We start from the raw sequence: 24,803 nt of genomic DNA, 5'->3' as shown, positions 1-24,803 counted from the left end.
ATTAAGGAAAAACAATGAAGATTAAATTACGTAAAAAGCATATTAAAGAGCTGCAAACGACTAACAATACTTTACCACAAGGTTTCACGCCTGAAATCGCAGGTGGTTACAACCCCCACACAGCCAAACATTGTGATTACACTGAGCCATCAGCACAAGGTATGACTCATTGCGTGGCCTTCACATGCGGCTTCCAGTTTGAATCTGGGTGCGGTGTTATTATTTAGTAAACGCAAACGCCCAAAATTATTAGCTTTGGGCGTTAATTCTGTCTTGTTTTGCTAACTTTCATCGGGCTCATTTAACTTAAGTAATGATACTTTCAAGACAAATGAAAGCGCTCTAAATTGGCGGTAATACGGCAGAGAGTTTCAGTCTATTCAGACTGGCAGGGGTAAGTCAGTTAACGAGAGAAAACAGTATAAAAGCCAGCATTAAACGTAAGCGGCGTTTGGGTGCGATGGATAGAAATTATTTAGATAAAGAGAACAGGGTAGGCGCTTAAAAAATGTTCACGCTCTTACCTTAGATATAAATTAGAGCAGCAACCATATCTAATGACTGCTGCACTAAAAATTACCGAATATTTATGTTATTAACCATTTCTCTCTTTGAATATTCTATGCATTGCATATATAAAATAACTTAACCCCAATACCAGAAAGCAGCCAATTGACAATATATTAATGATATAACTAGGCTTATATGAGGAATCTATATAATTCTCTGATACTTTTAAAGCTATTGTGGTAATCACTATTGCAATGACTATCAATTCTCCAACTAAAGTTGCATTTAAAGCCATCATTTCTAACTCCTGTTAATTTGAGTAGGTTATGATACAAATATCGTTATCACATACCATCGTAGTGGAGCCTCCACCACCAGAAGAATTTGATATCGGAACACCTGCGCGTTTCGCTGCATCTAAAAAGTTTTGTATTCCACGGTTTCCTTGCTCAGCAAAACGATACTCACCCGACATGAAACCTTGTTTTGTAGTTGGGATATTATTACCATCTAAATCTATAGCTGAAACAAAATCTAACTTCAAGTTGCCATTTTCTTGTATTCCACCTAATACGAACGTTGCAACTGAACCGTCAGAAAATTTTAATTCCACGGTCCATTTTATATCAAGAAGCTTAGTTACCACAGAAACTGCGGCGCTTGTATAATTAGCTACATAGTCTCTAATTGTCTGATTATTGACATAATGTTGAGCTACGTCACTTCTAACATAACTAGCACCAACTAAGTCATACGCGCTTTCAGCAATATTTCTTGGAACACTATTTCTCGATTCCTTTAAATAGTTGTCAATTGCTTTTTTTGCTTTTGCAGCCTTTGAAAACTGTGATTTTTGGTGATTTGAAACTGATAATTGTACAACCCTTGTGAAAGCTGGCAAACCTTCGCTAGACGGCTCTTTAATTACTTGGTATTTTTTATATTTTCAGAAGTAAAGTTAAAAACATATACAATATCATTAACATAGCCACGACCACTTGCACTTGAATGAAGTGCTTTAGATGAGAATGATGAGTTCGAAACACAATAATCACATTCAGTAGCTATGGTTTGAGAGTAGGATTTAAAACTAAGTACTAAAAGTACTGCAGTTAAAATAAGTCTAATCAATTTTTTCTCCTTAAAATAAATTGTGACTAGAAAGTTAATGGTATATAAAATATTAAAGTAACACAAGTGCATTCTTGCACCCCACTCCCATAAACAGGTACATCAATGCACTCAAATCATCAACAGTGATAGTTTTTTAATAACCATAATATAATTGGTTTTCTATCATGCTGTTTTTGTCGCTAATTTAAGTAAAGAGTGCGAACTCATTATAATACTAATTTGCGACTGACTTCTGACGCCACGCCCCTCAGCTAAGCCAAACTCATACCCCGTAACGACATTAAAACAGTCGTCAAATCACTACAAAAGCCACTTAGCTAAACCAAACACATCGACCTAGGGTTTCGGTTCACCGACTCAAGGTTAACCTTTTGAACTGCTGTACTTGGCAATGCTGATAACCAAAACGCGTTGCAACATATATTTAGGAAAATGTCGTAGATATATGCGATTGCAGTGTCGGCTTCAACTATTCGGTTAAGACAGGGCGAACAAACACTGCTTAGCCATAAAAAAAGCCGGTATAAAACCGGCTTTGACTCTCACATCAAGGGGACTAGGGAGCGTCCTACTCTTGTGCCCAAAGGGCTATTTCACCAATTTGGATTAACCGACCATTGTCGCCGCCAATACCCTCTCCCTGGCGTTCATTTTTAAATGAGAACCGGATGTACTGTATTTCTTCAGGCTTGGCAAGCTCGTACGTATAAGTCGTTACTAGCTCTGGCAAGGCTGTAAATGTTTGCTCATCGATTAATGTCCATGTTTCTCCATCATTTGAGCCAAATACTTGCCAACTCGTTGGGAAGCGAATTTCATTATCACCTGCAGTCGCAATTGAGTATTTAGCTACATTAGTTGCCTGTGGTAATACAAAATCTGCATTCACAGTTTCAACTTCGTTAATCGGTAAAATATCAGGAAGATATTCTGGTACCCACCAAGGTGCTTCAACCACAGCATTAAACTTCTTGCGAATGTCGTTATCGGCTAACGCTTCAGGGCCTTCACCCCAAATGCCAATATGGCTTGCATTGGTACTCACCGTCACGCCGTCAAACTGTACCGCATTGCTGTAACCGGCTTCAGGCGTTGGGTAAGGAGGCACTTTGCCAAGTGATTTAAGGTAAGTTTGGTACTCGCCTAAAATCACATCTAAGCCTCGACTTTCACCAAAAATGTGCTTAAACGCGGCATCAAAAGACCACTTAGGCAGTGCTTTAGCTGCAGCATTCAGTTCATTCATAAAATCAATATTACGATTGGTGTTTACCACCCACTCTAAGAAGAATGATGTTTGGTTATATGCGTCTTGGTTTATATTATCTAGCCAATCAATATTTGCTCGCGCATGTTCATAGAATCCGGCTTCAATGCGAATGAAATTCGCCATGGCTTCAAGGTAAGTGTGATGATCTGTTCCTTCAATATAATCACCTGTATTTGGCACATTCTGATAGCCGTGAGTGAGCTCATGCCAAAGTACACCGATGATCTCATCGCGGATAGCTTGATCGCCTTTGCCTTCTAAATTAGCAATGTGGTTAAGATCAAACATCAATTGCATCTGTTTGTCTGTGCCACCTTTTGCCGCAGGAAAGTCATATTCATCGGTGATAAATTCAACCGATTCAAACACGTTTATCTCTGTCACATTGTTGAATAAACGTTTAGCAATCAACTCAGAGATACGATGGATTTCTGCTTCTAAATCAGGCATGACACGCTCAAGTACCGCTTGGCCTGGATGCTCTGGTTTATTTTTAGTGAATGTTACCGTTGGCTGAGGGAAACCGGCCCAAGGACTTGCGGGATCCCAGACGCGAATGAAGTCTGCTTTAACAAGCTCCGATTCACCCTTGTCGTTCTTAGCCACTAAAGTCACGGTTTTCGCGCCTAGTTCGTTAAAACGAACAAGCGGTTTACGCTCAGTGCTGGTTGCTGGCGTGCCCCCTTCAAACGTCCATTGCCAACTTGTTGGGTTTACTAATGAAGTATCTTCAAATATCACTATTTCTTCTACTTTTGGTGTTAAGGTAGATGCAGAAAAAGAAACAATTGGCGCTTCAGCAATCACAAACAGCTCAAGCTCTGCCAGCTGAGTAATGTCCCCGCCATAGCTGTCAGTCCCTCCGTGCTCTAAATCAAATTTGAAGTATTGATATGCTGCTTGCTCACCTTCAAGTTCGTACACCTTTAACTCAGCGCGACTAGTAAATGCTTCATTTGCACGAGAATCAATTTCAACCCATTCTTGCTTGTCGTTTGAGCCATATACCACCCAGTTTTTGGGGTCACGTTTAGGCTCATCGTTTGCAGAAACAAAATGGTATTTTTGCAATGCAACCGCTTTCGCCGCTTTGAAGATCACAGTGGCTTTTTTATCAAAGGCCAAGAATTTACTGCTGTGATTACCGTCAATTAAGTTGCCGACCTGCTCACCATCAGGAGACGTTATTCCTTCGGCTAATACAGCTTCGATTTCTACGCCTTTGTCTTGTGCCATATTGCGCAAGGCACTTGACCCTGCAGCTTGCGTCACTTGCGTGCTTTGCTCAGCGTCAGTTTGCGCTTCGGTTAAACCCGAGCCATCGTTACACCCAATTAGTATTGCCGAAACCGACAATGCCAGTGCTGATAAAGTAAATTTATTCATGTTCGTTCCTTATTATTCTTGTTAGAACTCGTAAGTCATACGCAATACGAACTCTCGACCAATGCTGTCGTAGTTACCAGCCGAGTAAAACGGGTAATTTCGATAAGTAGTATCTCGTGGCGGCATGGCATTAAGTAGGTTTTTCACAGAGAAGATAATGCGTGTTTTGTCACCAATGAATTGGCCGAATGTCAAGTTATAACGATACCAAGCAGGTAATTTTTCACGCTCACCATATGGCGCGTTGTTCCACATTTTGCCTTTATATAAGGCTAATAATGAAATCGATGTATCTTCTTTCTGCCAAGTCAAACTGAAGTTACCTGTGTCGTTGAAGTCATAGTTTCTTTGGCTATCAAGCATATCTAGCAAAGGGTCAGACGCTTCAATCCGCTCTTTTTTCTTAAGCACTTTGTTGTATTCAAACTTGTAACGGAACGTTCCAAAATCCGAATCGTAAGAACCCTTAAACCCTAAATCAATCCCGCCATCTTGAGTTTCAGACGCATTAATGTAACCTTGTCGAATTGAATGTGGTGTGTAAGCATCACCAGAAATAGTGTTACCAAGACGATCAATACCTTTACCATTTTCATCGTAGCGTTTTATACGATCAGCTGTGTTTTTACACAACTGTGAGTTACCATCAAGAATACCTTGATTACACTCCCACATAGTATGAAGAATACTGCCAGCTTCAAGAACCTTAATTTTGTCTTTAATAGTGATATCGTAATAATCAATATTAAATGATAAGTGCTCTGAATACTCGTAGACAAAACCTGCGGTAAATGAGTTACCAGTCTCTTCTCTAAGTGTTGGATCACCTACTGATGCAGTTTCAAAATTTGCTTGCAAGACTGCCATATCCGAATTAGATAAATCAACGTCGCTACAAGTCTCAGTGAGTGCATCGGTTACATAGCCACTGACTGACCCATTTTTTTCTAACTGTGCACAGGCATCCGCTGTGATCCTATCATTGCCTGCACCATAGTTACCTGAAAAACCTTGATAAACTGAAGACATACTTGGTCCACGGAAAGTCGTACTATACGCCGAACGAAGTACTAGAGAATCAGTAGGTCGATAAGTAAAACCAAGCTGATAGGTTGGTGCCCCACCGACTTCAGTAATATCGTCATAATGGTCATAACGAATGGCAGCTTCGACATCAAATTGCTCGGTGACTGGGATCAAGAACTCAAGTGCGGCGGCATAGCGATCACGCTCACCTTCTGTAATAACGCCGGTTTGACCAACAAATTCTTTGTTGATTATGCGCGCATCAGGGGTTGCACGCGTACCTTCATTCATTGCTTCGATATAAGCTGAAAATGCAACCGGCCCAGCTGGTAATTCAAATAAGTCGCCTGTAATGTCAGCAGTAAAGGTGTTGTTAAATGAGTTACCGTCATAGGTTGCCCAATCTGCAAGCTGTGTATATGTATCAGGTGTTAATGGAGAAAACCAAAGTTCATAATTCGGACGATATACTGGTAAACCATTCACTTCACCGTATTGCTCACCTTTGAGTAAACGGTTTGCTTCATTGGTGTGATTTAAATATCGGTCGTTGAAGTCATAGTTTGCTCGGCTATAACCTATTGAATAGTAATAATCACCTATTTCACCTTTGATACCGACATTAAACGATAATGACGTATCGTTATATGTTCGACCTAAGCCATCTGGCGTATATTCTTCATCTGCGACCGTTCGCCACATATAATATACGGGTGCACCTAACCCTCCGTCTTTATTGACAATATCTGGGTCCCAGAATGCACTACCATGAAGTTGTGGATGATTACCCCAGAACAATGCATTTCTTCGTCCTTTTTTTTCTTGATCAATATAAAAACCATTGGCAAATAAACTATGCTGTTCGTTTAATTGATACTCTGAATTAATATAAAGGCTGTATGCTTCTGATTGGTTGCGCAGTAATTTATCACTTGTTTCATCCCAACCACAACTTGAACCATATCCATTAAACTCTATGAAATGCTTTACGGCCCTAGGGTGAGGATTTTGCTCAGTATTACAATATTGATCTGAATACTGATTTTTATATTCTGTATCTTGTGCATACACAGTAATAGAACGGTTTATATCTCGACGAGCGTCAGGATGAGGGTTATCCCAGACACTATCATGTATGGGTCGATCACCTGATAAAAGTGGATCGGTATGTTTGTATTCGAGCGCATAGTCAAATGTAAATGCATCTTTTTGAAAGCCACCAACAAAGGTTAAGCCTTTCTTGTCACCTTTACCATAGGTATCTTGGCCGTAATATGCATCTACATAATGAGAGTCAATGCCTTTTTTCGTGATGATATTGACAACACCCGCCATCGCATCCGAACCATAAATCGCTGATGCACCACCGGTTTGAATATCAATTCGATCAACCATGGCAGTTGGGATCATATCGAGGTTAACAAAGTTGGTTTGCCCGCCGTAAGGCATTGGGTAGTAGGCTAAACGCTTTCCGTTTACTAGGATCAGAGTGTACTCTGGGCCTAAGCCTCGCAACTTTAGCTCTTTGGCACCCGGCGTGTAAGAACCCGTTTCAACTTCACCTAAGATCTGGCCGTTGGCCGCAGTCACACTACTTAACGCTTCATAAACATTAGTGAAACCACTTCTAACCATATCTGCAGATGAAATCGTTTGAATATTGGTAACCCCTTCGAGTTCAGTACGCTTAATACGTGAAGACGTCACTTCAATACGTTCAACTTTTTCTTCGACCTGATTTTGCTCTGCAGCTGTTGCAGAAGCAGATATCGACAAAGACACGGCCAGTGCCAAAGGCGATAGCATTAAAATTTTATTGTTATTCATCTTAGCCTCTAAGATTTATCTTTAATGGAACGTTCCAAGCAGTCTATGTAAAAAATGCTGAAGTGCATATAAAATTGCAAACTCAGCATGGAACGTTCCAATATTTACTTATCATTTATTTAATGTCAACAATTAAGACAAGAAAAATTCATAAGCTTGTAAAATATTTATAATCTCACTTTTTAACTGATATTCAATCACAATAATTAAATTTAACATTGCAAAATTGGCTACACTCTGAGCTTATGAATTACGCCATCGAATCTTCACTAAAAAATTTAATACACCGAAATAACGCATGATTTAAACAAATTTAAGATGAAAATGAAGGTAACCGTTGAAATTGCATTTATTTAAAAACGTGCTAAAACAAAATTAAAAATTTAAATAGGTAGTTCAGATATACATAAACTATTAAAAAGTCTTTATTATAAACGAGCCAATAGGTTTGGTATCATTGTTGATTAATTTTTATGTTTATATTACTTAGATTATATATTGAATAAATAGAAAGTTCGCATACACGAATTTATGAGAACTTTCAAAAAAGCTTAGAGTGAGCTTTCTCTACAATCTAAGCTCCAAGTAACCGCCTTGAGCATCACACTGCTCCATTGCAACTCGGTAATCATAATTAGGCTGAGGTTTATAAATTGACCATATTAATTGTGTTCTATTCGAATCTTCCCAGCAATACACACTCATACCCCAAACACTGGCATTGACTGATACTGACAAAACCGTTGTCGTTATGGCTACCAACCCCATGCCGATGAGACTTTTCTTCATGTTCATCTTTATTTTCCTTATTAACATTTTTATTTTAAAAAAGTGTCTGTTCTTAAAACACTTTGGTCATATCCTAAAGCAAAGAACCCAATAGGAACGTTCCAATAATTGCGTTAAATTTAATCAATGTCAACATTTTAGGTAATAAAAATTCATCTAATTTATAACCATGTATTTGAAATTTCTAACGCGTAATAGGCTATTAATGATGAAGGCATAGTCTGCAAATTTAATGAATGGTCATTATTATTTAAGAGGAAGCGATAATGACCATTTAAAAAAGGAGAGATTTATTATTTAGTAAGTTCAGCTTGGTATTCTTGCCATAGTTTTTCGACCTTTTCACCTGTCACATATTCAATGGCTGCTGCGAATGTCCAATCTGGTAATTCTGTTGCTGTGGCATTAAATTGGTGTTCAAACGCTTCATACCGTTTACTTAACCAAGATAAGAAAAAGCCGGTATTTGTGTAGCCACCCAGCCAAGTATCTGAAGGTTGAGGTTCACGAGTTTTATGAAAGCCCGCATTAATGCGAATTAAATCAGCAATTCCCTCGATAAATGCATGGGTTTCTTCTGGGGTGCCCGTCGCAGATTGTGGGAATAACTGATAGCCATGGGTCAGCTCATGCCAAAGCACACCGAGTAGCTCGTAAGTCACTTGTTCATCCGGCTTATCGGCTAACTTTTCAGTGATATATTTGCTACTAAATGCAATTTCCATATTTGAATAATCACCCGCACGATAAGCAAGAGTATCCATCCACTTTAATTTAAAAGTCACTTGCTCAAATTCAGGCACTTCGGTGAAATTGTTATACAACATTGGCACTAAATCACGAGTCACATCATTAATTGCTTGTTCGATATTTGGCAGCAACTTGATCAACCTCTTTGCACCTGCTGACTCAGTATCCTCAAGTTCAACAACCACTTTAGGAAACTGTAGCCCAGCCCAAGGTCGATGAATATCCATGACTTTGACGACATTTTTTTGAGTAATGCTATCTACACCTGCGGCATTTTTAGTGTTCAACGTTACAGAGTAACTACCGGGTTTTGCAAAGCGTACTTTAACATCATTGCCTTGATGCTTAATTGTGGCACCGGGAATCATCCACTCAACACTGTTAGGGTCATTCTCACTGGTGTTAGTTAGCGTTACTTCTTCATTTAGCTTTACAATGCGTTTATCAAACTCAAATGAAGCCAATGGTAAATCAGTAGCCGCATAAAGGCCGATATCAGCTACCTGCAAGTAGCTATCACCCCATTCAGTTGTGCCTTCTTGTTTTAAAGCAAAACGAATATGTTTTACGGTTTTACTGTGTGAAACCGTGTAGATTTTAGTTTGCGCCCTTGAATCAAAAGCTTGCTGAGTTTGGCTATCTAGTAAGGCCCAGCTTTTTCCATCCATAGAGCCTTGAACTTGCCAATGCTTTGGGTCTCGCTGCGGTGCATCGCCAGCTGACGTTAAAGAGTATTGCTGTATTTGAAACGCTTTTTCAAAGTTAATTTGCACCCAAGCTTCAGACTTATCTGATAAAAATTTACTGTGAATAGAAGCGTCAAACACTTGCTCAACAGATTCTGTATCAACAAAGGCAGGATATTGAGCTTGTGCGGTAAATGGCTCTTTATTTGTTATGTCATACAAGACAATATCTTTGGCAAATGATGTCTGTGCACATAGGGCTGCAAAAAGTATCGCTAGGTTTCTGTTTCTAAACATAAGTACAATCTTCAAGTTTCTAAGTTAGATACACAATATTGGAACGTTCCATAAAAGCAAGTGTTTTGCGTTTAAAAAACATACTTTATATTTTCCAAATAACATACCCCACTTTTATAAGGTCTATACTCATGAAAATTAGATCAATATATCTCTTTAGCTCACATCAAGATTTTTAATAATTAGAAACTGCTTTACCGCATCTGAAGCTTGATGCTAATGTTAATTGAGAGCTTTTATTGCATGGAAACTCAATATGAAAAGTGCCCCACTTGCCGTAAATGAAAATCTGCGCTTAAGAACCTTAGAAAGGTATAAAGTGCTTGATACAGAAGCTGAACAGTGTTTTGACGATATTACTAAATTGGCATCTGTCATTTGTAATACACCGATTTCATTGGTCAGTCTGGTTGATAGTAATCGACAGTGGTTTAAGTCAAAGGTTGGCCTTGATGCAGATGAGACCAGCCGGGAAATAGCATTTTGCTCACATGCAATCTTAGAGGAACACATTTTCGAAATTGAAGATGCACGAAATGACGAGCGTTTTTTTGATAATCCTTTAGTGACCGACGGCCCTAAAATTCGCTTCTATGCTGGCGCTCCTTTATGTGCTCCAAATGGCGAAGCAATAGGCACACTTTGCGCAATCAGTGATGAACCACAAAAATTGACGAACGAGCAGCGTTTAGCACTTCAAACACTGGCTAAGCAAGTCATCGCTCAACTAGAGCTTCGGCTAAAAGTAAAGCAATTGAAAGATTCAAACCGTGCAAAAGACGAGTTCTTATCAACAATAAGCCATGAGCTTCGTACTCCGCTCAATGCCATTACAGGTTTTAGCGAAGTTTTAAAAGAGTCTGCCGATATAAGAGCTCTACCAAAAGAGCAATTTGAATATATACAAAACATCGAGTTTAGTAGTCATCAGTTACTAGAAATAGTCAACTCGGTGCTCAACTTAGAAAAAATTGATGCGGGAAAGATGGAACTAAAACCGCAACCAGTAAGCCTGGATAAATTATTTCAAAGCATTATGAATATGATGGGAAGTAAAGCACAGCAGGGAGAGGTAGAACTTAATTACGATATCGATGGTGCCCTTACTTCGCGCTTTTTTAATATTGACAAAACAAAATTAACGCAAGTAATTGTAAATATTATTGGCAATGCCATTAAATTCACGCCACAAACAAAGCAGATTAATGTTCGCTTCTATTTAAATAAAGATAAATTACACATAGAAGTTGCTGATCAAGGCATAGGTATTAGTAAATCAGACCAAGTTCTACTGTTTAATAAATTCAAACAAGTCGGTATGCAAAGAAAAGAAGGTACAGGTTTGGGTCTATGCATTTCTAAAGGGTTAGTCGAACTAATGAAAGGCAAAATTCAGTTATCGAGTACTTTAGGTATAGGCACCCTAGTTTCAATATCACTGCCTGTTGACGGATGCGAGCAATGTGCAGAACCTGAACCAATCGAAGTACAGAGCTTTGAAAAACTACGTATTTGTGTTGTTGAAGATAACGCGCTTAACCAGATGTTAATTAAGGCGATGTTACAGCAACTTGGTATCCAACATACGATTTTCGAAAGCGCTGAGGCGTTGTTTGAAATGTCGAATTTAGATACTTTTGATCTCTTCTTTCTTGATATCAACTTACCAGGAATGTCTGGGTTACAAGCTTTAGAAAAGCTAAAAATATTACAGTGCAAACAGCCTAAAGTTGCTGTAACTGCTGATATTTTTCAAGAAAAAGAGCTTGGTTCACTTTTTGATTCTGTTATTACAAAACCATACAAAAAAGCTGATTTGATCAGCGTTCTGAATCAAATAGTGACTTCTCTCTCCCCTTTATAAAAAATGGTAGAGTCACCTCAACTTGCATATTTCTAAGAAACTAACTATCTGAGAAACATAGGCTTAATTTATTTTTTCTATCGCAATAATCTCTGAGCGATTCATCGTTAATTTGTTCATAGCTATGCCCTTTATGCATTAAAAAATAATTAACTCGTTTTTAGACAGAAACAATTTAGAGCCGAAGGCGCACAAGCCTGCTGTTTTGCACCCTTTGATTGAAGCGTTTGCTATGTAACTTTATTTGCTGACAACTCGCTTTTATTTGTTAACTGCATTGTAGCCTTTTTATCTGTCCCATTATTTTTACATGGGTTAAAAATATCTAAGCAACAAAAACGATTATTGACAGCGTGGAATGAGTTTGTTCCTATAAATGAAATAATATTTTTATTACAATCTTTCAACTTCTTCCTGAAGTTTTGTTTATATTTTTCTAAAAATATCCTCAAATCTAATAAAAATTAAGGTATTATTTTTAATGTGTTGTACTTCAAAATCAAAATTATTAATCATTTTTTCATTCATTTTTCTGCTTGCTGGTTGTGGAGGCGGTTCTGATGGAGGGGATTCTGATAAAAAAACAATTACCAATGAAACAAAAGAATACACAGTCACCACTCAAAGCGATAACAACGGCAGTATCACACCACCCAGTGTAACCGTTAAACACGGTACAACTACAACCTTTACGCTGGAGGCTAAATCTGGGTTTGAAATAGATAAAGTGAGCGGGTGTAATGGTGAACTATCAGGCAATAGTTACACAACAGCCCCAGTGACCTCCGCTTGCTCTGTTGAAGCTGAATTTAAAGCAAAAACTAAACTAACAAGCATTAACTTTGAAGAAGACAATCTTAAACAATGTGTGCTAGATACAGGCTTTCAATATGTCGGAGAGCTCACAGCTCTAACATGTAGAGAAAAAAATATAAAGTCCGCTGTGGGTATTGAACAACTAACCGCGTTGACTGTTCTTGACCTTTTTGATAATGAACTAACCAGCATTGATGTAACCAAGAATACCGCGTTGACTTCGCTTGAACTTGGAGGAAATCAACTGACCAGCATTGATGGTATTGAACAACTAACCGAGTTGAAAGTCCTTTTACTTAATAAAAATCAACTGACCAGTATTGATGGCATTGAACAACTAACCGAGTTGACTTCACTTGACCTTGGTATCAATCAAATAACCAATATTGATGTATCCAATAACACCGCGTTGAATAATCTTTTCCTTTATGAAAATCAACTGACCAGTATTGATGTGTCAAAGAATACCGCGTTGGATGATCTTTTTCTTTGGGATAATCAACTAACCGGTATTGATGTATCAAATAACACCGCATTGAATAGGCTTGTCCTTAGTTATAATCCACTGACCAGTATTGATGTGTCAAAGAATACCGCGTTGAATATTCTTTGGCTTAGTGGTAATCAACTAACCAGTATTGATGTATCTAATAACACTGCGTTGACTGAGCTTTATCTTGGTTTTAATCAACTGACCGATATTGATGTATCCAATAACACCGCGTTGGTTGAGCTTTATCTTGGTTTTAATCAACTGACCAGTATTGATGTATCCAATAACACCGCGTTGGTTGAGCTTGATCTTATAAAAAATCAACTGACCAGTATTGATGTATCCAATAACACCGCATTGAATAAGCTTGTCCTTAGTCATAATCAACTGACCAGTATTGATGTATTCAATAATACCGCGTTGGTTGAGCTTCGCCTTGTTAATAATCAACTGACCAGTATTGATTTAACTAATAATGAAAATATAGAAAAATTACTCATTGATCTAGATGTTATTTGTTCAGGCAATGTTTGCCCATGAACAATTATTAGATAACTAAATTAACAAGCTTCCGATAAACTTTTAAGTTTAGCAGCGCTTTTAAATTAGCAGGTGGGGCAATTGCCCCACCCAAATGTTAAAACGCATAGATATTCATTTATAAACCGAACCTGTAGGTATAGGGGGATCAAACAGTTTATATACACCCTTAACGCCGTTGCCTAATTAAATTTACACCACCGCAGGTTAGCAAAGATTTGTTGCACAATAATTTAGTAATTCAGAAGCCAGAAACGTTTTAGAATGCGGTTTGCAGCGGAATGACACAGTAAAAAACAACGTAACCAGAAATGATTTTTACACCTACAGCCTATGGTACTGAATTATTTACTGAAGTTATCTTCAACGGATAATTTCACCAATCAAGACAAAGACATTATGAACGCCTGCACCAGTATTTAATTTCACACGCTTAAACTCGTTTATAAACCTGAAATTCTGTCTCTTCACAAATTTTTCACTAAATTTAATATAGTCTTGAAAACAAAAACTTAGGTGAATGTGTTTAGTGAATATTAAAAAGAAGCTTAACTTACGAATTATGATTAAGCGATTGACGTTTTTAATTGGTATACCCTTTGTTTTAATATTTTCATTTTTGTTTTATACCGATCTACACCTTTACATGCGGCCTACTCCAAAGAGCTTTGATGAAATGCTCTCACAGTATATGGAGGCTGCAAAATTACCAGGGGCGTCTGTTTTGGTTTTTAAAGAGGGGGAGATTGTTTTTTCGAAACAATATGGCCGTGCAAATTTAGAGTCGCAAACAGCGCCAACTCAAACTACTTTATATCAGGTGGCTTCAGTCTCAAAGTTAGTCACCGGCACCGCGGTACTAAAACTGTATGAACAAGGCAAATTAAAGCTCGACGATGATATTAATCAGTACTTGCCTTTTGCTGTTCGCAACCCTCATTTTCCTGACACGCCAATCACCATTCGCATGCTGCTCTCTCATGTCTCTAGTATTTCTGATGGCTCTTTCTTTTTAGGAAGCCCATATTGGGACCTTTACCAAGATATAGGGAAGAAAACATTTAAACCCGAAGCATTAGCGCAATTCATTGAAGGCTATTTCACCTCCAGGAGCGAATATTATGATCAAGGCAATAACTTTAATACTTCTAAACCCGGTACCCAACCTGAATATAGCAATGTAGCTTATGGACTTTTAGGTTATTTAGTAGAACACGTTTCAGGCATGCCATTTTATGAGTTTTGCAAACAAGAAATTTTTACACCTTTAGAGATGCAACACACGCGCTGGCTAAGCGAAAACCTTGAAACCAGTGACGTTGCAGTACCCTATTCTTATCGTTTATTGAACCGCAATTATCAGAGTATAGGCACCTATGAAATGCCGACTTATGCTGATGGTGGGCTTAAAACCAGTGCTATAGAGTTTATGCGCTTTCTTCATATTTTTGTGAATGATGGCAAAACAATACAAGGAGCGCCATTTTTACAGCCCGAAACAGTAGATGAAATGCTTACTGTTCAATACCCCAAGATCAATAAAATTTCAGGTTTAACATGGTGGGTTGATGACAACAAATACATACATGGCGGCTCTGATCCGGGAGTCAAAGCGCTTGTAGCCATATCTAAGCATGAGCAATGGGGGTTTATTTTTTTCGCCAATGGTGGAGGGTTTCGCACTGAACTTGGGTTCGAATTATTCAGAGATGACCTATACGACTACTTGAACCGCTATGGCCCGCCATTAAATAATTAAATATAGTTACGAGTCAACAGGCAGTCCCTATCTAAAAGTGGTATGTAAGGACTCTTCCTCGTTCACAATACATAGATTCAACTATTTAAATAAAAGTGCCATTTGGAGATAATTCAAACATTAATCAATACGTTCAATGGCGATAATTTCTGAGCGATTCATAATGATTTTATATCGCTCCAGCTGATTGCTTTCCTTGTTTTGATCTGTCGTGTATTTCAAAACTAGATTGATTTGATAACGACGCTCAACTCCTTGTCCTGACACTTTATTGCCATCATGACTATAAAGTTTACCGGCTCCCTTTTTTAAATAACGCGCAAAAGAACTTAAATCGAAAGTGATCTGTTGTTGGATTTCTTCATATCCAGGCATAAACTCCTGCTGCCTCACTTCGTTTTTACTTGAGAAATGTAATAATGTTGCGGGTTGCTTATTTTGTTGACGGCGCTTTTGTAATAACGCGTCAACGTCTTCAGGCAGCTCTCTGCTTCTAATCAATTCAAAATTTATCGTTTGGCGCGAAACCTCTTCATCATCAGCTGAGTTTATAAAAAAAATGCGCCACCTAGGTCGACCATGTTGAATTTTACGCATTGTCCACTGGGTTAATTCATCTTTGAAGGTCTCACGAAGACCATAAATAACACCAAGTAATGCAATTAAGGCCACAGTAATTTCTTGAAAGCTTGTGCGTGCATTTAAAACTAAATACATTACTAAAGCCATTATTATACCTGTTACTAGACCTCTAACTAGGCGCCTAATATTTAAAGTTAAATCATATATTTTTTTATCAAATACAACACCATGCTCTATTAAACGCTGCAATAACCGCATTTTATTAGTAATACGATTCGGATCGTCTAAAGTCACCTCAGAATTATAATTATGTAACTCTCGGTGAATCTTCTCTTCTTTACAAAAATCCAAAATCAAACATCTTTCACGACTAAATTCACTAGATTTAGGACCTTTTGCAAGCAGTTTTAAAAAACCTTGCTCACTATGCCAACTTAAATAGTTATCTGCATTTTGGAAGTAATGCTTCAAAGTTTGCTCTGAAGGTTCATAACGCCTCAGCTTTTTAAGTAGCTTCTTAATTTGCCCTACTAATTCGCAAGCCATGGGATAAAACTCATGAGCAGATTTTAGCTTCAATGCTGCTTTAATATCCGCATCTAGAGCAATACGTATTTGATAAGAAAATAAATTCAAATTAACTCGATAATCACTTTTCTCCCCTTTTTTTTTACTGATATAGCGGCTTCTGACTAAAGGGAGGTGAAGTTGTTCTGAGTAATATGCACATTGTATTTTTATGTGCGAATTAAAGAAATCTGTCTCATTAAAAGTATCGCTATGAATTCGCATTTCATTTGGAATTGAAAAGTATAAGTCGTGTTGACTATCTTCATTAGGTAAAAGTTGTGTAACAAGTTTTATAGATAAGCTTTCATCAGGGCTAATTTTTGTTTTCTTCATAAAACGAAGTTCCCTTTTACTACTTCACCTTATAATTTTAGAACAACTTATTGCTTTTTATAAAGAAACTATACGGATTTATTTGCTTTAACCGCATCTAGGTATCTCCCTTCAATAAACTTTTTCTCTTTGTTGAGATGTTTTATTTTAGTTTTCGCTTGTTCCAAATCTTTTTGTAACTCAGCAATCTCAGCAGGATCGAATTCTTCACTTGTTTGTAATGAAAGCTGCTCTATCAACTGGTTTTGCTCATGAAGCTGGCGCTTATAATCATTGATTATTTTGTTGAGTTCGGCCTTATCTTGAGAAACGGGGGTAGCAGGTTCGTTAAACCACTCTTCACGCTGCAACTTTAACGAAGTAACCTCATCATGCAATTTCTTATTGTTAGTTTGTAGCTCTATAAATGAAGAAGTGCGAATATCAAGCTCCGTTTTTACATCACTCAATTGTTTTGAAGTCTTATCTAAATCGCCTTTTAACTTTCGGATCAGTTTATGAGAACGACTTAGCTTCTTATTAAGATCGTTAATTGAGTCTTGCTCTTCCTTAGTAATGTGATCTGCCGTAGAGGAGCGTATTTGAGTAAGCTGTTGCTCTAAAGCAAGTTGTACCTGAGCTAATTCGGAAATGGTTCTACCATTTTGCTCAGAAAATTGACTAGCACGTTGTACCGACTCTTTACAAAGAGCAATTACTGACTCATGCTCTTCACTCAACTGGCCCTTTCCTGTCATTGAAACAGCGAATCTCCTAAATTCACGCAGGATTAGTAACAATATGTAAAACCATGCTGCCAAAATAACTAGGCCAAAATTAAGCGCTATATATTGATAGGCTTCATAAGGAAAAAGAGTATCCACACACTTAACCTGTCTGATATTAGTGATATAAGTTTAGTTTTAATGAAAAATTTTGCCTATACTAATTGTGGTTAATTGTTTTAAGGAACAGTGTGAAAGTATTAATTGTCGATGATAGCGTAGCAACAAGAGAAATTATAAAGCGCGCACTGATGTCGTATCAGTATCGTAAGCTTTTTATACGAAGTGTTGAAAGCGTGAAGAAAGCAAGGGCTGAGTTAATAGAATGGCAGCCTCATATAGTTTTGACTGATTGGTATATGCCAGAACACACTGGCCTAGTGCTATTAGAAGAAATACGTTTAATAAGGCCTGAACTACCTGTTGGGGTTATTTCTACAATTGATGAAAAAGAAAAAATAGTTCAAGCAAGAACTGCTGGTTGTAACTTTTTCTTATCCAAACCATTCACTGACGAACAACTACATATTCAACTACAGCAAATTATTGAAAAACTTGAACAAAATGAGCTTAAAATCGAACAAACAGTGCCTTTGAAAGAAGGTTTACCACTGCCTAAAACCGAGCAATTAGAAAAACTAATGCAAAAAAATATTAGTGAAAGCCTGTCTTTAAACCCAATTCGAGCCCAAAACTTTGATGAATCGAAAATACCCAGCGTCATGGTAATTTACGCTGAACAAAAGAGTCAAAAACTTAGGGTTATTGCAGTATTAGATGTTTATGCTGTTTGTGTTCTTGCTAGCAGTTGCATGGATGTTGAAGAGTCATATGCACAAAAAGCCATACATAAAAATGAAATTCATTCTGATATATTAGACGCCTGTAAAGAAGCCTTAGAAAAAACCTCTTACGCATTTTTAGACAGCCACAGTAGCGAAAGTCTTTACGTAAAGAGTTGTAAAATTATTACACAAGCTCACCCGCGCCTGGATCAGATATTTAGTTATCCTTTAGATAGTCGTATTGATTTAAGTTGTGAACGAGAGGGTATGGCACAGGGAAAAATGCTGATTGTGGGCGTTTAATACAACAGTTATCAAAATCAGCACGATAAAAATTAAATATTGTTAATATCTTCTAAGTAAGTTTCTGCTTGATTAAGTACCGCAGCTCTTTGCTCATCGGTTTTCTTAAGCCAATTTTTAAATACCATGGCTGTACGTGGGTTATTGCCCAGTTTTTCTTGATTTCGATGCATGAAGTGCCAATAGAGAGAGTTTAATGGACATGCGTTATTACCCACCGTTTCTGTCACTTTGTAAACGCAACTAGTGCAATAATCACTCATCTTTTTCACATAGTTTCCACTTGCCGCATAAGCTTTAGAGCCAACAATGCCACCATCGGCAAATTGGCTCATGCCACGAGTATTTGGCATTTCGACCCATTCGATAGCATCGATATACACACCCAAATACCAGGCATCAACTTCGTCAGGGTGAATACCTGCAATTAAACAAAAATTACCTGTGATCATTAATCGTTGAATATGATGAGCGTATGCATAATCAAGTGATTGACTAATTGCATGATGTTGACAACTCATTTTGGTATTCGCATCCCAAAACCAACTAGGCAGCGCACGCGTTGTATCTAAATGGTTCAGTGTTGCGTAGTTAGGCATATTCGCCCAGTAAACTCCTCTGACGAACTCTCGCCAACCAAGTATTTGCCTGACAAAGCCTTCAATTTGTGCCAAATTAATTTTGCCATTTGATTGTCGATAGTAATGGATCGCAGTATCAACTACCTGCTTAGGCGACAATACCTTACTGTTTAGAGCGAATGAAATACGACTGTGATACAGGCTCCAGCCCATGTCTTCATCTAAGCCTTCTCCCAAGCCTTTTACCTTTAGTTGCCCCGTCATGGCATCTTGAAAACGGCCAAAATTAGGTAAACAGACTTCACAAAAAAAGTTAAGAAGCTCAACAGATTGCTTGCGATTTATGGGCCAGAGTAAGGTGTTATCACCTTTACCCATAGTCTTTATATTGTGCCGTGCAATACGCTCATTTATCTCAGTAACATCATTGGCAAATAACAGAGGTTGCGGCACATTGCTTAAATCTTGTTTTTTAAGCTTTTCACGATTGTCTTTGTCGTAATTCCATTGCCCACCTTCAGGCTCGCCATTTTGCATTAAAATATCGAAACGTGCGCGCATCGTTCGGTAAAAGTGCTCTAACCTGTGTTTTTTGTTGGCTTTAAAGTATTGCCCTAGTTCTTGGTCACTGACATAAAAGTGCTCGGCTTCAAAGCCCATGTTTTGGATTTCTAGGCTTTGACAAAACTCGCTGATTTGAGTACGAAGTCTCGCTTCATCAGCTAGCTGGTATTCAAATTGCTGAATACTGAACTTTTGAATTAAGTGAGATAACAGCTCAGGCAAGCTTTTAAATTTTGCAGTGTCGTCCAAGGTTAGGTGTAAAACATGAAACCCTGCTTGCTTTAAGCCTGCTGCAAACCCTTGCATAGCAGCGAAAAACGCCTGTACTTTTTGAACGTGATGCACTGTGTAAGTTGCTTCTTGATGTAACTCGGCGATGACATACAACACAGATTCATTTTTATCTTGATACCAGCTGTGACTGGCATTGAGTTGATCACCTAAAACTAATCTGAGTGTTTGATACTGATTATTCATACCAACTCCTTATCTTGTTTGCCTTTATTGCCCGCACAGCGTTTAGAGCAATACTTCACATTTTCCCAATCTCGCTGCCACTTTTTACGCCATGTAAAAGGTCTCTCACACACTGGGCATAGTTTGGTCGGTAATTGGCTTTTCTTCATGTTACTCTTCATTTTTTCTAATCGGGTCTTACATGGCGAGCGAGTAAGTGACTGACTTGAGCACGAACTTCGGGGCGCTTGCGCCACTTCCACAATAAATCTTGGGCTGCTTTGTAGCTTTTTGCCACATCAACAATGGGGTATGGGTAATCTTTGCCAAGTTCAACGTCATACATAAGTTGCTCCATTGGCGAAAGCTGCCAAGGCTCATGTACAAGAGGCGCGGGAATATTGGCAAGCTCAGGCAACCAACGTTTTACAAACTCACCGTCGGGGTCTTTTTCAAGACCTTGTTTCACTGGGCTATAAATGCGTATGGTATTAAAGCCTGTTACCCCAGCCTGCATCTGCATTTGGCTGTAATGAATACCCGGTTCAAAATCTAAGAAAAGACTGGCCAAATAAGGAGCGCCTTCGCGCCAATCCACTTCGAGGTGATGGCATAGGAAACTTACCAGCATCGCCCGCATTCTAAAGTTGATATACCCGGTTGCAATTAAACAACGCATGCACGCATCAACCATGGGCACACCTGTTTTACCTTGTTGCCACGCAGTAAGTCGCTCGGCTGCGAGAGCTCTATCTGCGCGCGGTAAATGTGTATAGCCCAAGTTAACTGGTTCAAATTCCATCGAACTTTGGCTTTCGAATTTTTGGATAAAATGGCAATGCCAATGCAGTCGAGATGTAAAAGCAACTAGGCTTCTGCGCCAGCCTTTTTTTTGCCAGTTTTGTAACACCGCCTGATACGCTTGCCTTAAACTGATATTTCCCCACGCTAAATAGGGGGAGAGCCTAGAGCAATGCGTTTGACTCAATATCGGACTCGAAACACTGTAAGCATATGCTTGGCCGCGGATATCAAAGAAGGAATCTAAAACCTCTTTGGCAGCGTTTTCACCACCTTGTTGGTATTCTCCTGCTTCTAAAAACCATTCAGGATGTTCATCAATTGACGCCTTTTTTAAGCTTTCTGCAAATTCGTTTTCAACACACCATTTAACTGCATCTAGGTCTACATCGGCAGTTGGAGTACGCATGACTTTTTGCCAATACTCGTCCCAGGTTTTGCGATGAGTTAGCCCTCTAATTACGGCGCCATATGGGGTTTCGTGCCAAGTAATGCCAGCATTTTCGCAGCAAGATGCAATCAGCTTATCCCGCTCGAAGGTGTTGTTTAAGCCAACCTCTTGATGAGAATAGAGTCCGGCAATGCTGTACTTATCATGCAGCTCAGCAAAAGTGTTTTGCACATCTTTAAAACTTATATAGAGCGCACCTTGGGGTACGCGTGCGGCGATGTCTTTTAGAGACGACAAAACAAACTGCCAGTGCCTAGGTTTATAATGTGGATCATTGAGCAGCATGGGCTCAAAGCAATACACTAACAAAACAGCATGACCTGACTGCACGGCTTTAAGTAAAGGTTCATGATCAGTGAGCCGTAAATCTCGTTTTAACCAAACGACTGAAATCGCCATAAACTATTGTGCACGCGTGTCAACAGGCCAATCAGCGGCATCAACCGAGTCCAGCGGTTGAAAATCTTGCTTACCAAGCCAATGATTAATAAAGATATCGTTGGGATCGTATTGCGCTTGCTGTTTTTCGATATTGAAATGGCGACCACCACGGGGATCAGCCCCTACACCTGCAATGTACTGCCAGTTTCCCCAGTTAGATGCCACATCATAATCGAGTAGCTGTTGCTGAAAATAAGCCGCACCGTAGCGCCAATCAAGACACAGCTCGTTTACTAAACAGCTAGCCACAATCTGTCTACCTCGGTTAGACATAAAGCCAGTGTGATTAAGTTGCTTCATGCAAGCATTAACCAGTGGGTATGGGGTTTCACCTTCACACCATTTTTTAAACCGTTCTGGGAAAAAGCTCGTTAATGGCTTACTAGTCGCTTGCCCCTTAAACGAGAACAGGCTTTCACCTTGATAAAGCGCTAACCATTGAAAATACTCGCGCCATAGCAACTCAAACTTAATCCAATAAGTTGATTCATTTTCTATGATATTAGATTCATATTGCTCAACCGCATGCCACACTTGTCGTGGTGACAAGCTGCCTTGCGCAAGATAAGGGCTAAATTTAGTAGACAGCTGCCAGCCATCAAGTTCGTTGCGAGTTTCTTTATAGATGCTTGGTGCAGTTGAATCGAAGTAACTTTTTAAGTGTGCTGATGCTGCATACTCGCCACCTTGAAATGGTGATTCGGTAAAGTATTCATCACTTAACCCTTCACTTTGTAAAATGTCACCAATCACCTGCTCTGTACTCATAAAATCCAATGCAGTTTTTGTCGCTGGTGGCAAGAGCTCATTTATTGTTAAAGGCTCGGCAATCTCAGCCGTTTTTTGCTTTTCTACAAAACGGCGGTATTTTGAAAAGCTTTGTAGGTAGGCTGGATGACTTAAAATTTCAGTGTCATGCCAAAGAGTATGTTGCCAAGCACTATGCAGCCTAACAAACGTGTTTTGCTCAATTTCTTTGAGCCACTGCCTTTCATACACACCAACCTGATGCGCTACAGCCAAAGTATTGACTCGAAGCTTCTCACATAAATTGCTGATAGCTTTAACCGGATTGCCTTTAAGAAGAATTAAGTTATGCCCTTTGGCAGCTAATTGAAGTGCCAAATTTGAGATTGCTTGCAAGGTAAAAACGAGACGTTGTTTACCCATTGCGCGTTGCTGAAAGTTGCTCGCTTTGAAGTCTGACTCATTTAATACATAAACAAACGACATTTCATCTGAAAAGTCACACACACTATTTAGTAATGCGTTATCTTCTAATCTAAGATCATGAGTGAGCCAGTATAGTGTTTTAATTTTTTGCAAAACCAATACCCAATAAGTTAATTATCTTAAATTACGATTAAATGAGCGATTGAGTTCACAAGAAAAGCTTAAAAGAGCCTGATATGAGCAAACAACTAGATTGCAATGTGCATGATTATTTTGAAATTATTTGTATGAGAAAAAGCTGGGTTACTGTCACGACTAAAGCTGGAGAAAACTTTATCGGTGAAGCTCATGACATCGCGTTAAACTCAGCAAAACAAGAACTATTAATGCTTAAAAATACTAGAGATATAGGCATACTTTTAACAGAAGTAGCAAGGCTACATGCCCATGACAACGCTATTGCTAAGCATAATTTCTTAATTAATATTACGTAAAGTATTAAGTTGATACACTCACGGAATTAAACCTTTGAGTCTTTAAGGATCATAATGATATCTAAGTCTGTTGCCATTTCTATACTCGCTTGTGGCCTTTCTTTTTGCGCTGGCTACCTCACCAAAAATGCACAAATAGACACTGATATAATGCATGTTGAACAAGCTGTAGAGTTTGTATTGCATCACCCAAAATCTGACACAAACAGTGCTTTATCATCTAGTGCTTCAAACAACTTCTCTAAACCCACACCAGAAGTATTACATAAGCAATTTATAACCTCAGACTTGGATGACTTTTTATCGCTTTACCAAAATGCTAATTACCTCACAATACCAAATCGCGCGCTCTTACCCTTATATGCAAAATTGGCACAGCTAGACGAATATCAATTACAGCAAACCGCTGCAGAACTTATAGAGCAGCTTCCTGGTGCTGCCGTTGCCAAATTACTTGGCGTAACACTCGAGGTTTTGGCTGAACAACAGCCTCTGCAAGCCCTAGAAATGGCATTAAATATTTCTAATAAAGAGCAGTTTAAGTGGTCTTATGCTTGGTCTGTTTTGTCGGTATGGAGTACAGACGCGCCATTAGACGCCTATCAGTGGTATGCGGAACAGGATTTCAGCCAAGCTCATTTCAAAGAATTTGGTACTCAGCATATGGTTGCGACCGCAGTACTCAGCGGGCTTTACAGCTATGATAAATCTTTAGGTGTTGCAAAAATTGCAGAACTAGCACAACAAGGCAAACTCAACCCGAGTAGCCTTTCATTGATATCAAATAGCATCAATCATTCCGAAGAGTTTGCTACCTTGCTTAATACTTTGAGTAACTCTGAACATAATGTTGGGGTTGTAGAAGTCACTGGTGAATGGTTTAGCAAACAACCGAATGATGCCGCAGCTTGGCTGAATATGCTGAGTGAAGAGCAAAAGTCTCCACGTATGCTTAGGCAAGCTTTAAATCGCTGGTCAGAATCAGAGCCTAGCCAAGCGGCATCTTGGTATATTGAGCAGTTCTCTGGAGAAAAGCAATTGGTTGCAATTTCAGAAGCTGCATCACGTTTTGCCAGTGAAGATCCGAAACAAGCTATCGAATGGGTAGACAGTTTAGGGAGAAATGATACTGACAATGCCATTGAAGACTTATTGCAAAGAGCAAGTTACGATAACCCTGATTTTGTTATGTCTAATTTAGATCGAGTGTCAGACGAAAAAAGGAAACTGTCTTTATTACAGTCATCTATCTACACTATTCATCAGCAAGATGTCGCCAGAGCAACCAAGTTAATCGACGCTTCACCATACAAAGCAGAGCTAGAGGCGTATATTAAGAAAGTTAATAGCTATTAATC

At 38.8% G+C, this 24,803-nt stretch carries 18 protein-coding genes; 7 read left to right on the top strand and 11 right to left on the bottom strand.

Annotation, left to right across the window (positions count from 1 at the left end; all coding sequences use genetic code 11):
• The first annotated feature begins 14 nt into the window (after nucleotides 1-14).
• Nucleotides 15-227 carry a hypothetical protein gene (locus CWB72_RS09300; RefSeq protein WP_138630839.1) on the top strand — a complete coding sequence of 71 codons (213 nt, stop codon included), beginning with the start codon at nucleotides 15-17 and terminating at the stop codon, nucleotides 225-227.
• A 593-nt stretch (nucleotides 228-820) separates the two neighbouring features.
• Here CWB72_RS09300 and CWB72_RS09295 read toward each other — a convergent pair.
• The 5 genes from CWB72_RS09295 to CWB72_RS09275 all read right to left on the bottom strand — a co-directional run bounded on the left by CWB72_RS09295 (nucleotide 821) and on the right by CWB72_RS09275 (nucleotide 9,675).
• On the bottom strand, nucleotides 821-1,411 hold the full coding sequence (locus CWB72_RS09295) for a hypothetical protein (RefSeq protein ID WP_138630837.1): 591 nt from the start codon (nucleotides 1,409-1,411) through the stop codon (nucleotides 821-823).
• 801 nt (nucleotides 1,412-2,212) lie between these two features.
• Nucleotides 2,213-4,300: a basic secretory protein-like protein gene (locus tag CWB72_RS09290; RefSeq protein ID WP_138630835.1), complete on the bottom strand. Its 2,088-nt coding sequence runs from the start codon at nucleotides 4,298-4,300 to the stop codon at nucleotides 2,213-2,215.
• A gap of 21 nt (nucleotides 4,301-4,321) precedes the next feature.
• Complete coding sequence (locus CWB72_RS09285; RefSeq protein WP_138630833.1) at nucleotides 4,322-7,153, bottom strand: TonB-dependent receptor plug domain-containing protein; 2,832 nt, start codon at nucleotides 7,151-7,153, stop codon at nucleotides 4,322-4,324.
• 567 nt (nucleotides 7,154-7,720) lie between these two features.
• A complete protein-coding gene (locus tag CWB72_RS09280; RefSeq protein WP_138568971.1) occupies nucleotides 7,721-7,948 on the bottom strand; it encodes a hypothetical protein in 228 nt (75 codons plus the stop codon).
• A 287-nt stretch (nucleotides 7,949-8,235) separates the two neighbouring features.
• Nucleotides 8,236-9,675, bottom strand: coding sequence for a basic secretory protein-like protein (locus tag CWB72_RS09275; protein WP_138630831.1), 1,440 nt, complete (start codon nucleotides 9,673-9,675; stop codon nucleotides 8,236-8,238).
• Between the two features lie 256 nt (nucleotides 9,676-9,931).
• On the opposite strand from CWB72_RS09275, the gene CWB72_RS09270 reads away from it, so the two are divergent.
• From CWB72_RS09270 to CWB72_RS09260, 3 genes are all read left to right on the top strand, one after another.
• Nucleotides 9,932-11,539: a GAF domain-containing hybrid sensor histidine kinase/response regulator gene (locus CWB72_RS09270; RefSeq protein WP_138630830.1), complete on the top strand. Its 1,608-nt coding sequence runs from the start codon at nucleotides 9,932-9,934 to the stop codon at nucleotides 11,537-11,539.
• A 481-nt stretch (nucleotides 11,540-12,020) separates the two neighbouring features.
• Nucleotides 12,021-13,388, top strand: a complete 1,368-nt coding sequence (locus tag CWB72_RS09265) for a leucine-rich repeat domain-containing protein (protein WP_138630828.1) — start codon at nucleotides 12,021-12,023, stop codon at nucleotides 13,386-13,388.
• A 676-nt stretch (nucleotides 13,389-14,064) separates the two neighbouring features.
• Nucleotides 14,065-15,147, top strand: a complete 1,083-nt coding sequence (locus tag CWB72_RS09260) for a serine hydrolase domain-containing protein (protein ID WP_171037258.1) — start codon at nucleotides 14,065-14,067, stop codon at nucleotides 15,145-15,147.
• 120 nt (nucleotides 15,148-15,267) lie between these two features.
• On the opposite strand, the gene CWB72_RS09255 is transcribed toward CWB72_RS09260, so the two are convergent.
• Nucleotides 15,268-16,632, bottom strand: a complete 1,365-nt coding sequence (locus CWB72_RS09255; RefSeq protein ID WP_138630824.1) for a hypothetical protein — start codon at nucleotides 16,630-16,632, stop codon at nucleotides 15,268-15,270.
• Between the two features lie 68 nt (nucleotides 16,633-16,700).
• The gene (locus CWB72_RS09250; RefSeq protein WP_240701005.1) at nucleotides 16,701-17,369 is read right to left on the bottom strand and encodes a chromosome partitioning protein ParA; all 669 of its coding nucleotides are present in this window, start codon (nucleotides 17,367-17,369) and stop codon (nucleotides 16,701-16,703) included.
• A gap of 218 nt (nucleotides 17,370-17,587) precedes the next feature.
• Here CWB72_RS09250 and CWB72_RS09245 point away from each other — a divergent pair, with 218 nt between their 5' ends.
• Nucleotides 17,588-18,484, top strand: coding sequence for a response regulator (locus tag CWB72_RS09245; protein WP_138630822.1), 897 nt, complete (start codon nucleotides 17,588-17,590; stop codon nucleotides 18,482-18,484).
• 32 nt (nucleotides 18,485-18,516) lie between these two features.
• Here the strand turns inward: CWB72_RS09245 and CWB72_RS09240 are convergent, their stop codons facing one another.
• From CWB72_RS09240 to CWB72_RS09225, 4 genes are read right to left on the bottom strand one after another with little or no spacing between them, the layout of a single operon-like run.
• The gene (locus CWB72_RS09240) at nucleotides 18,517-20,106 is read right to left on the bottom strand and encodes a cryptochrome/photolyase family protein (protein ID WP_138630820.1); all 1,590 of its coding nucleotides are present in this window, start codon (nucleotides 20,104-20,106) and stop codon (nucleotides 18,517-18,519) included.
• Nucleotides 20,103-20,255, bottom strand: coding sequence for a DUF2256 domain-containing protein (locus CWB72_RS09235; RefSeq protein ID WP_130256784.1), 153 nt, complete (start codon nucleotides 20,253-20,255; stop codon nucleotides 20,103-20,105). The genes CWB72_RS09240 and CWB72_RS09235 overlap by 4 nt, the downstream gene beginning before the upstream one ends.
• Before the next feature lie 17 nt (nucleotides 20,256-20,272).
• Nucleotides 20,273-21,736 carry a cryptochrome/deoxyribodipyrimidine photo-lyase family protein gene (locus CWB72_RS09230; protein ID WP_138630818.1) on the bottom strand — a complete coding sequence of 488 codons (1,464 nt, stop codon included), beginning with the start codon at nucleotides 21,734-21,736 and terminating at the stop codon, nucleotides 20,273-20,275.
• A gap of 3 nt (nucleotides 21,737-21,739) precedes the next feature.
• The gene (locus CWB72_RS09225) at nucleotides 21,740-23,104 is read right to left on the bottom strand and encodes a DASH family cryptochrome (protein WP_252371520.1); all 1,365 of its coding nucleotides are present in this window, start codon (nucleotides 23,102-23,104) and stop codon (nucleotides 21,740-21,742) included.
• Nucleotides 23,105-23,187: 83 nt separating this feature from the next.
• Between CWB72_RS09225 and CWB72_RS09220 the strand changes: the two genes are divergently transcribed.
• Both CWB72_RS09220 and CWB72_RS09215 read left to right on the top strand, forming a co-directional pair.
• On the top strand, nucleotides 23,188-23,445 hold the full coding sequence (locus CWB72_RS09220) for a Rho-binding antiterminator (protein WP_138630816.1): 258 nt from the start codon (nucleotides 23,188-23,190) through the stop codon (nucleotides 23,443-23,445).
• Between the two features lie 54 nt (nucleotides 23,446-23,499).
• A complete protein-coding gene (locus CWB72_RS09215; RefSeq protein ID WP_138630814.1) occupies nucleotides 23,500-24,801 on the top strand; it encodes a hypothetical protein in 1,302 nt (433 codons plus the stop codon).
• The last annotated feature ends 2 nt before the right edge of the window (nucleotides 24,802-24,803 follow it).

This window comes from Pseudoalteromonas phenolica (assembly GCF_005886345.1).
GTDB classification, from domain to species: Bacteria; Pseudomonadota; Gammaproteobacteria; order Enterobacterales; family Alteromonadaceae; genus Pseudoalteromonas; species Pseudoalteromonas phenolica_A.
This window is presented reverse-complemented; position numbering and strand designations above follow the sequence as displayed.

Bases quoted from the DNA above. Each gene is read 5' to 3' on its own strand.
- CWB72_RS09300 (WP_138630839.1), top strand. From the start codon at position 15: ATGAAGATTAAATTACGTAAAAAGCATATTAAAGAGCTGCAAACGACT.
- CWB72_RS09290 (WP_138630835.1), bottom strand. From the start codon at position 4,300: ATGAATAAATTTACTTTATCAGCACTGGCATTGTCGGTTTCGGCAATA.
- CWB72_RS09285 (WP_138630833.1), bottom strand. From the start codon at position 7,153: ATGAATAACAATAAAATTTTAATGCTATCGCCTTTGGCACTGGCCGTG.
- CWB72_RS09280 (WP_138568971.1), bottom strand. From the start codon at position 7,948: ATGAACATGAAGAAAAGTCTCATCGGCATGGGGTTGGTAGCCATAACG.
- CWB72_RS09275 (WP_138630831.1), bottom strand. From the start codon at position 9,675: ATGTTTAGAAACAGAAACCTAGCGATACTTTTTGCAGCCCTATGTGCA.
- CWB72_RS09270 (WP_138630830.1), top strand. From the start codon at position 9,932: ATGAAAAGTGCCCCACTTGCCGTAAATGAAAATCTGCGCTTAAGAACC.
- CWB72_RS09265 (WP_138630828.1), top strand. From the start codon at position 12,021: ATGTGTTGTACTTCAAAATCAAAATTATTAATCATTTTTTCATTCATT.
- CWB72_RS09260 (WP_171037258.1), top strand. From the start codon at position 14,065: ATGCTCTCACAGTATATGGAGGCTGCAAAATTACCAGGGGCGTCTGTT.
- CWB72_RS09255 (WP_138630824.1), bottom strand. From the start codon at position 16,632: ATGAAGAAAACAAAAATTAGCCCTGATGAAAGCTTATCTATAAAACTT.
- CWB72_RS09250 (WP_240701005.1), bottom strand. From the start codon at position 17,369: ATGACAGGAAAGGGCCAGTTGAGTGAAGAGCATGAGTCAGTAATTGCT.
- CWB72_RS09240 (WP_138630820.1), bottom strand. From the start codon at position 20,106: ATGAATAATCAGTATCAAACACTCAGATTAGTTTTAGGTGATCAACTC.
- CWB72_RS09235 (WP_130256784.1), bottom strand. From the start codon at position 20,255: ATGAAGAAAAGCCAATTACCGACCAAACTATGCCCAGTGTGTGAGAGA.
- CWB72_RS09230 (WP_138630818.1), bottom strand. From the start codon at position 21,736: ATGGCGATTTCAGTCGTTTGGTTAAAACGAGATTTACGGCTCACTGAT.
- CWB72_RS09220 (WP_138630816.1), top strand. From the start codon at position 23,188: ATGAGCAAACAACTAGATTGCAATGTGCATGATTATTTTGAAATTATT.
- CWB72_RS09215 (WP_138630814.1), top strand. From the start codon at position 23,500: ATGATATCTAAGTCTGTTGCCATTTCTATACTCGCTTGTGGCCTTTCT.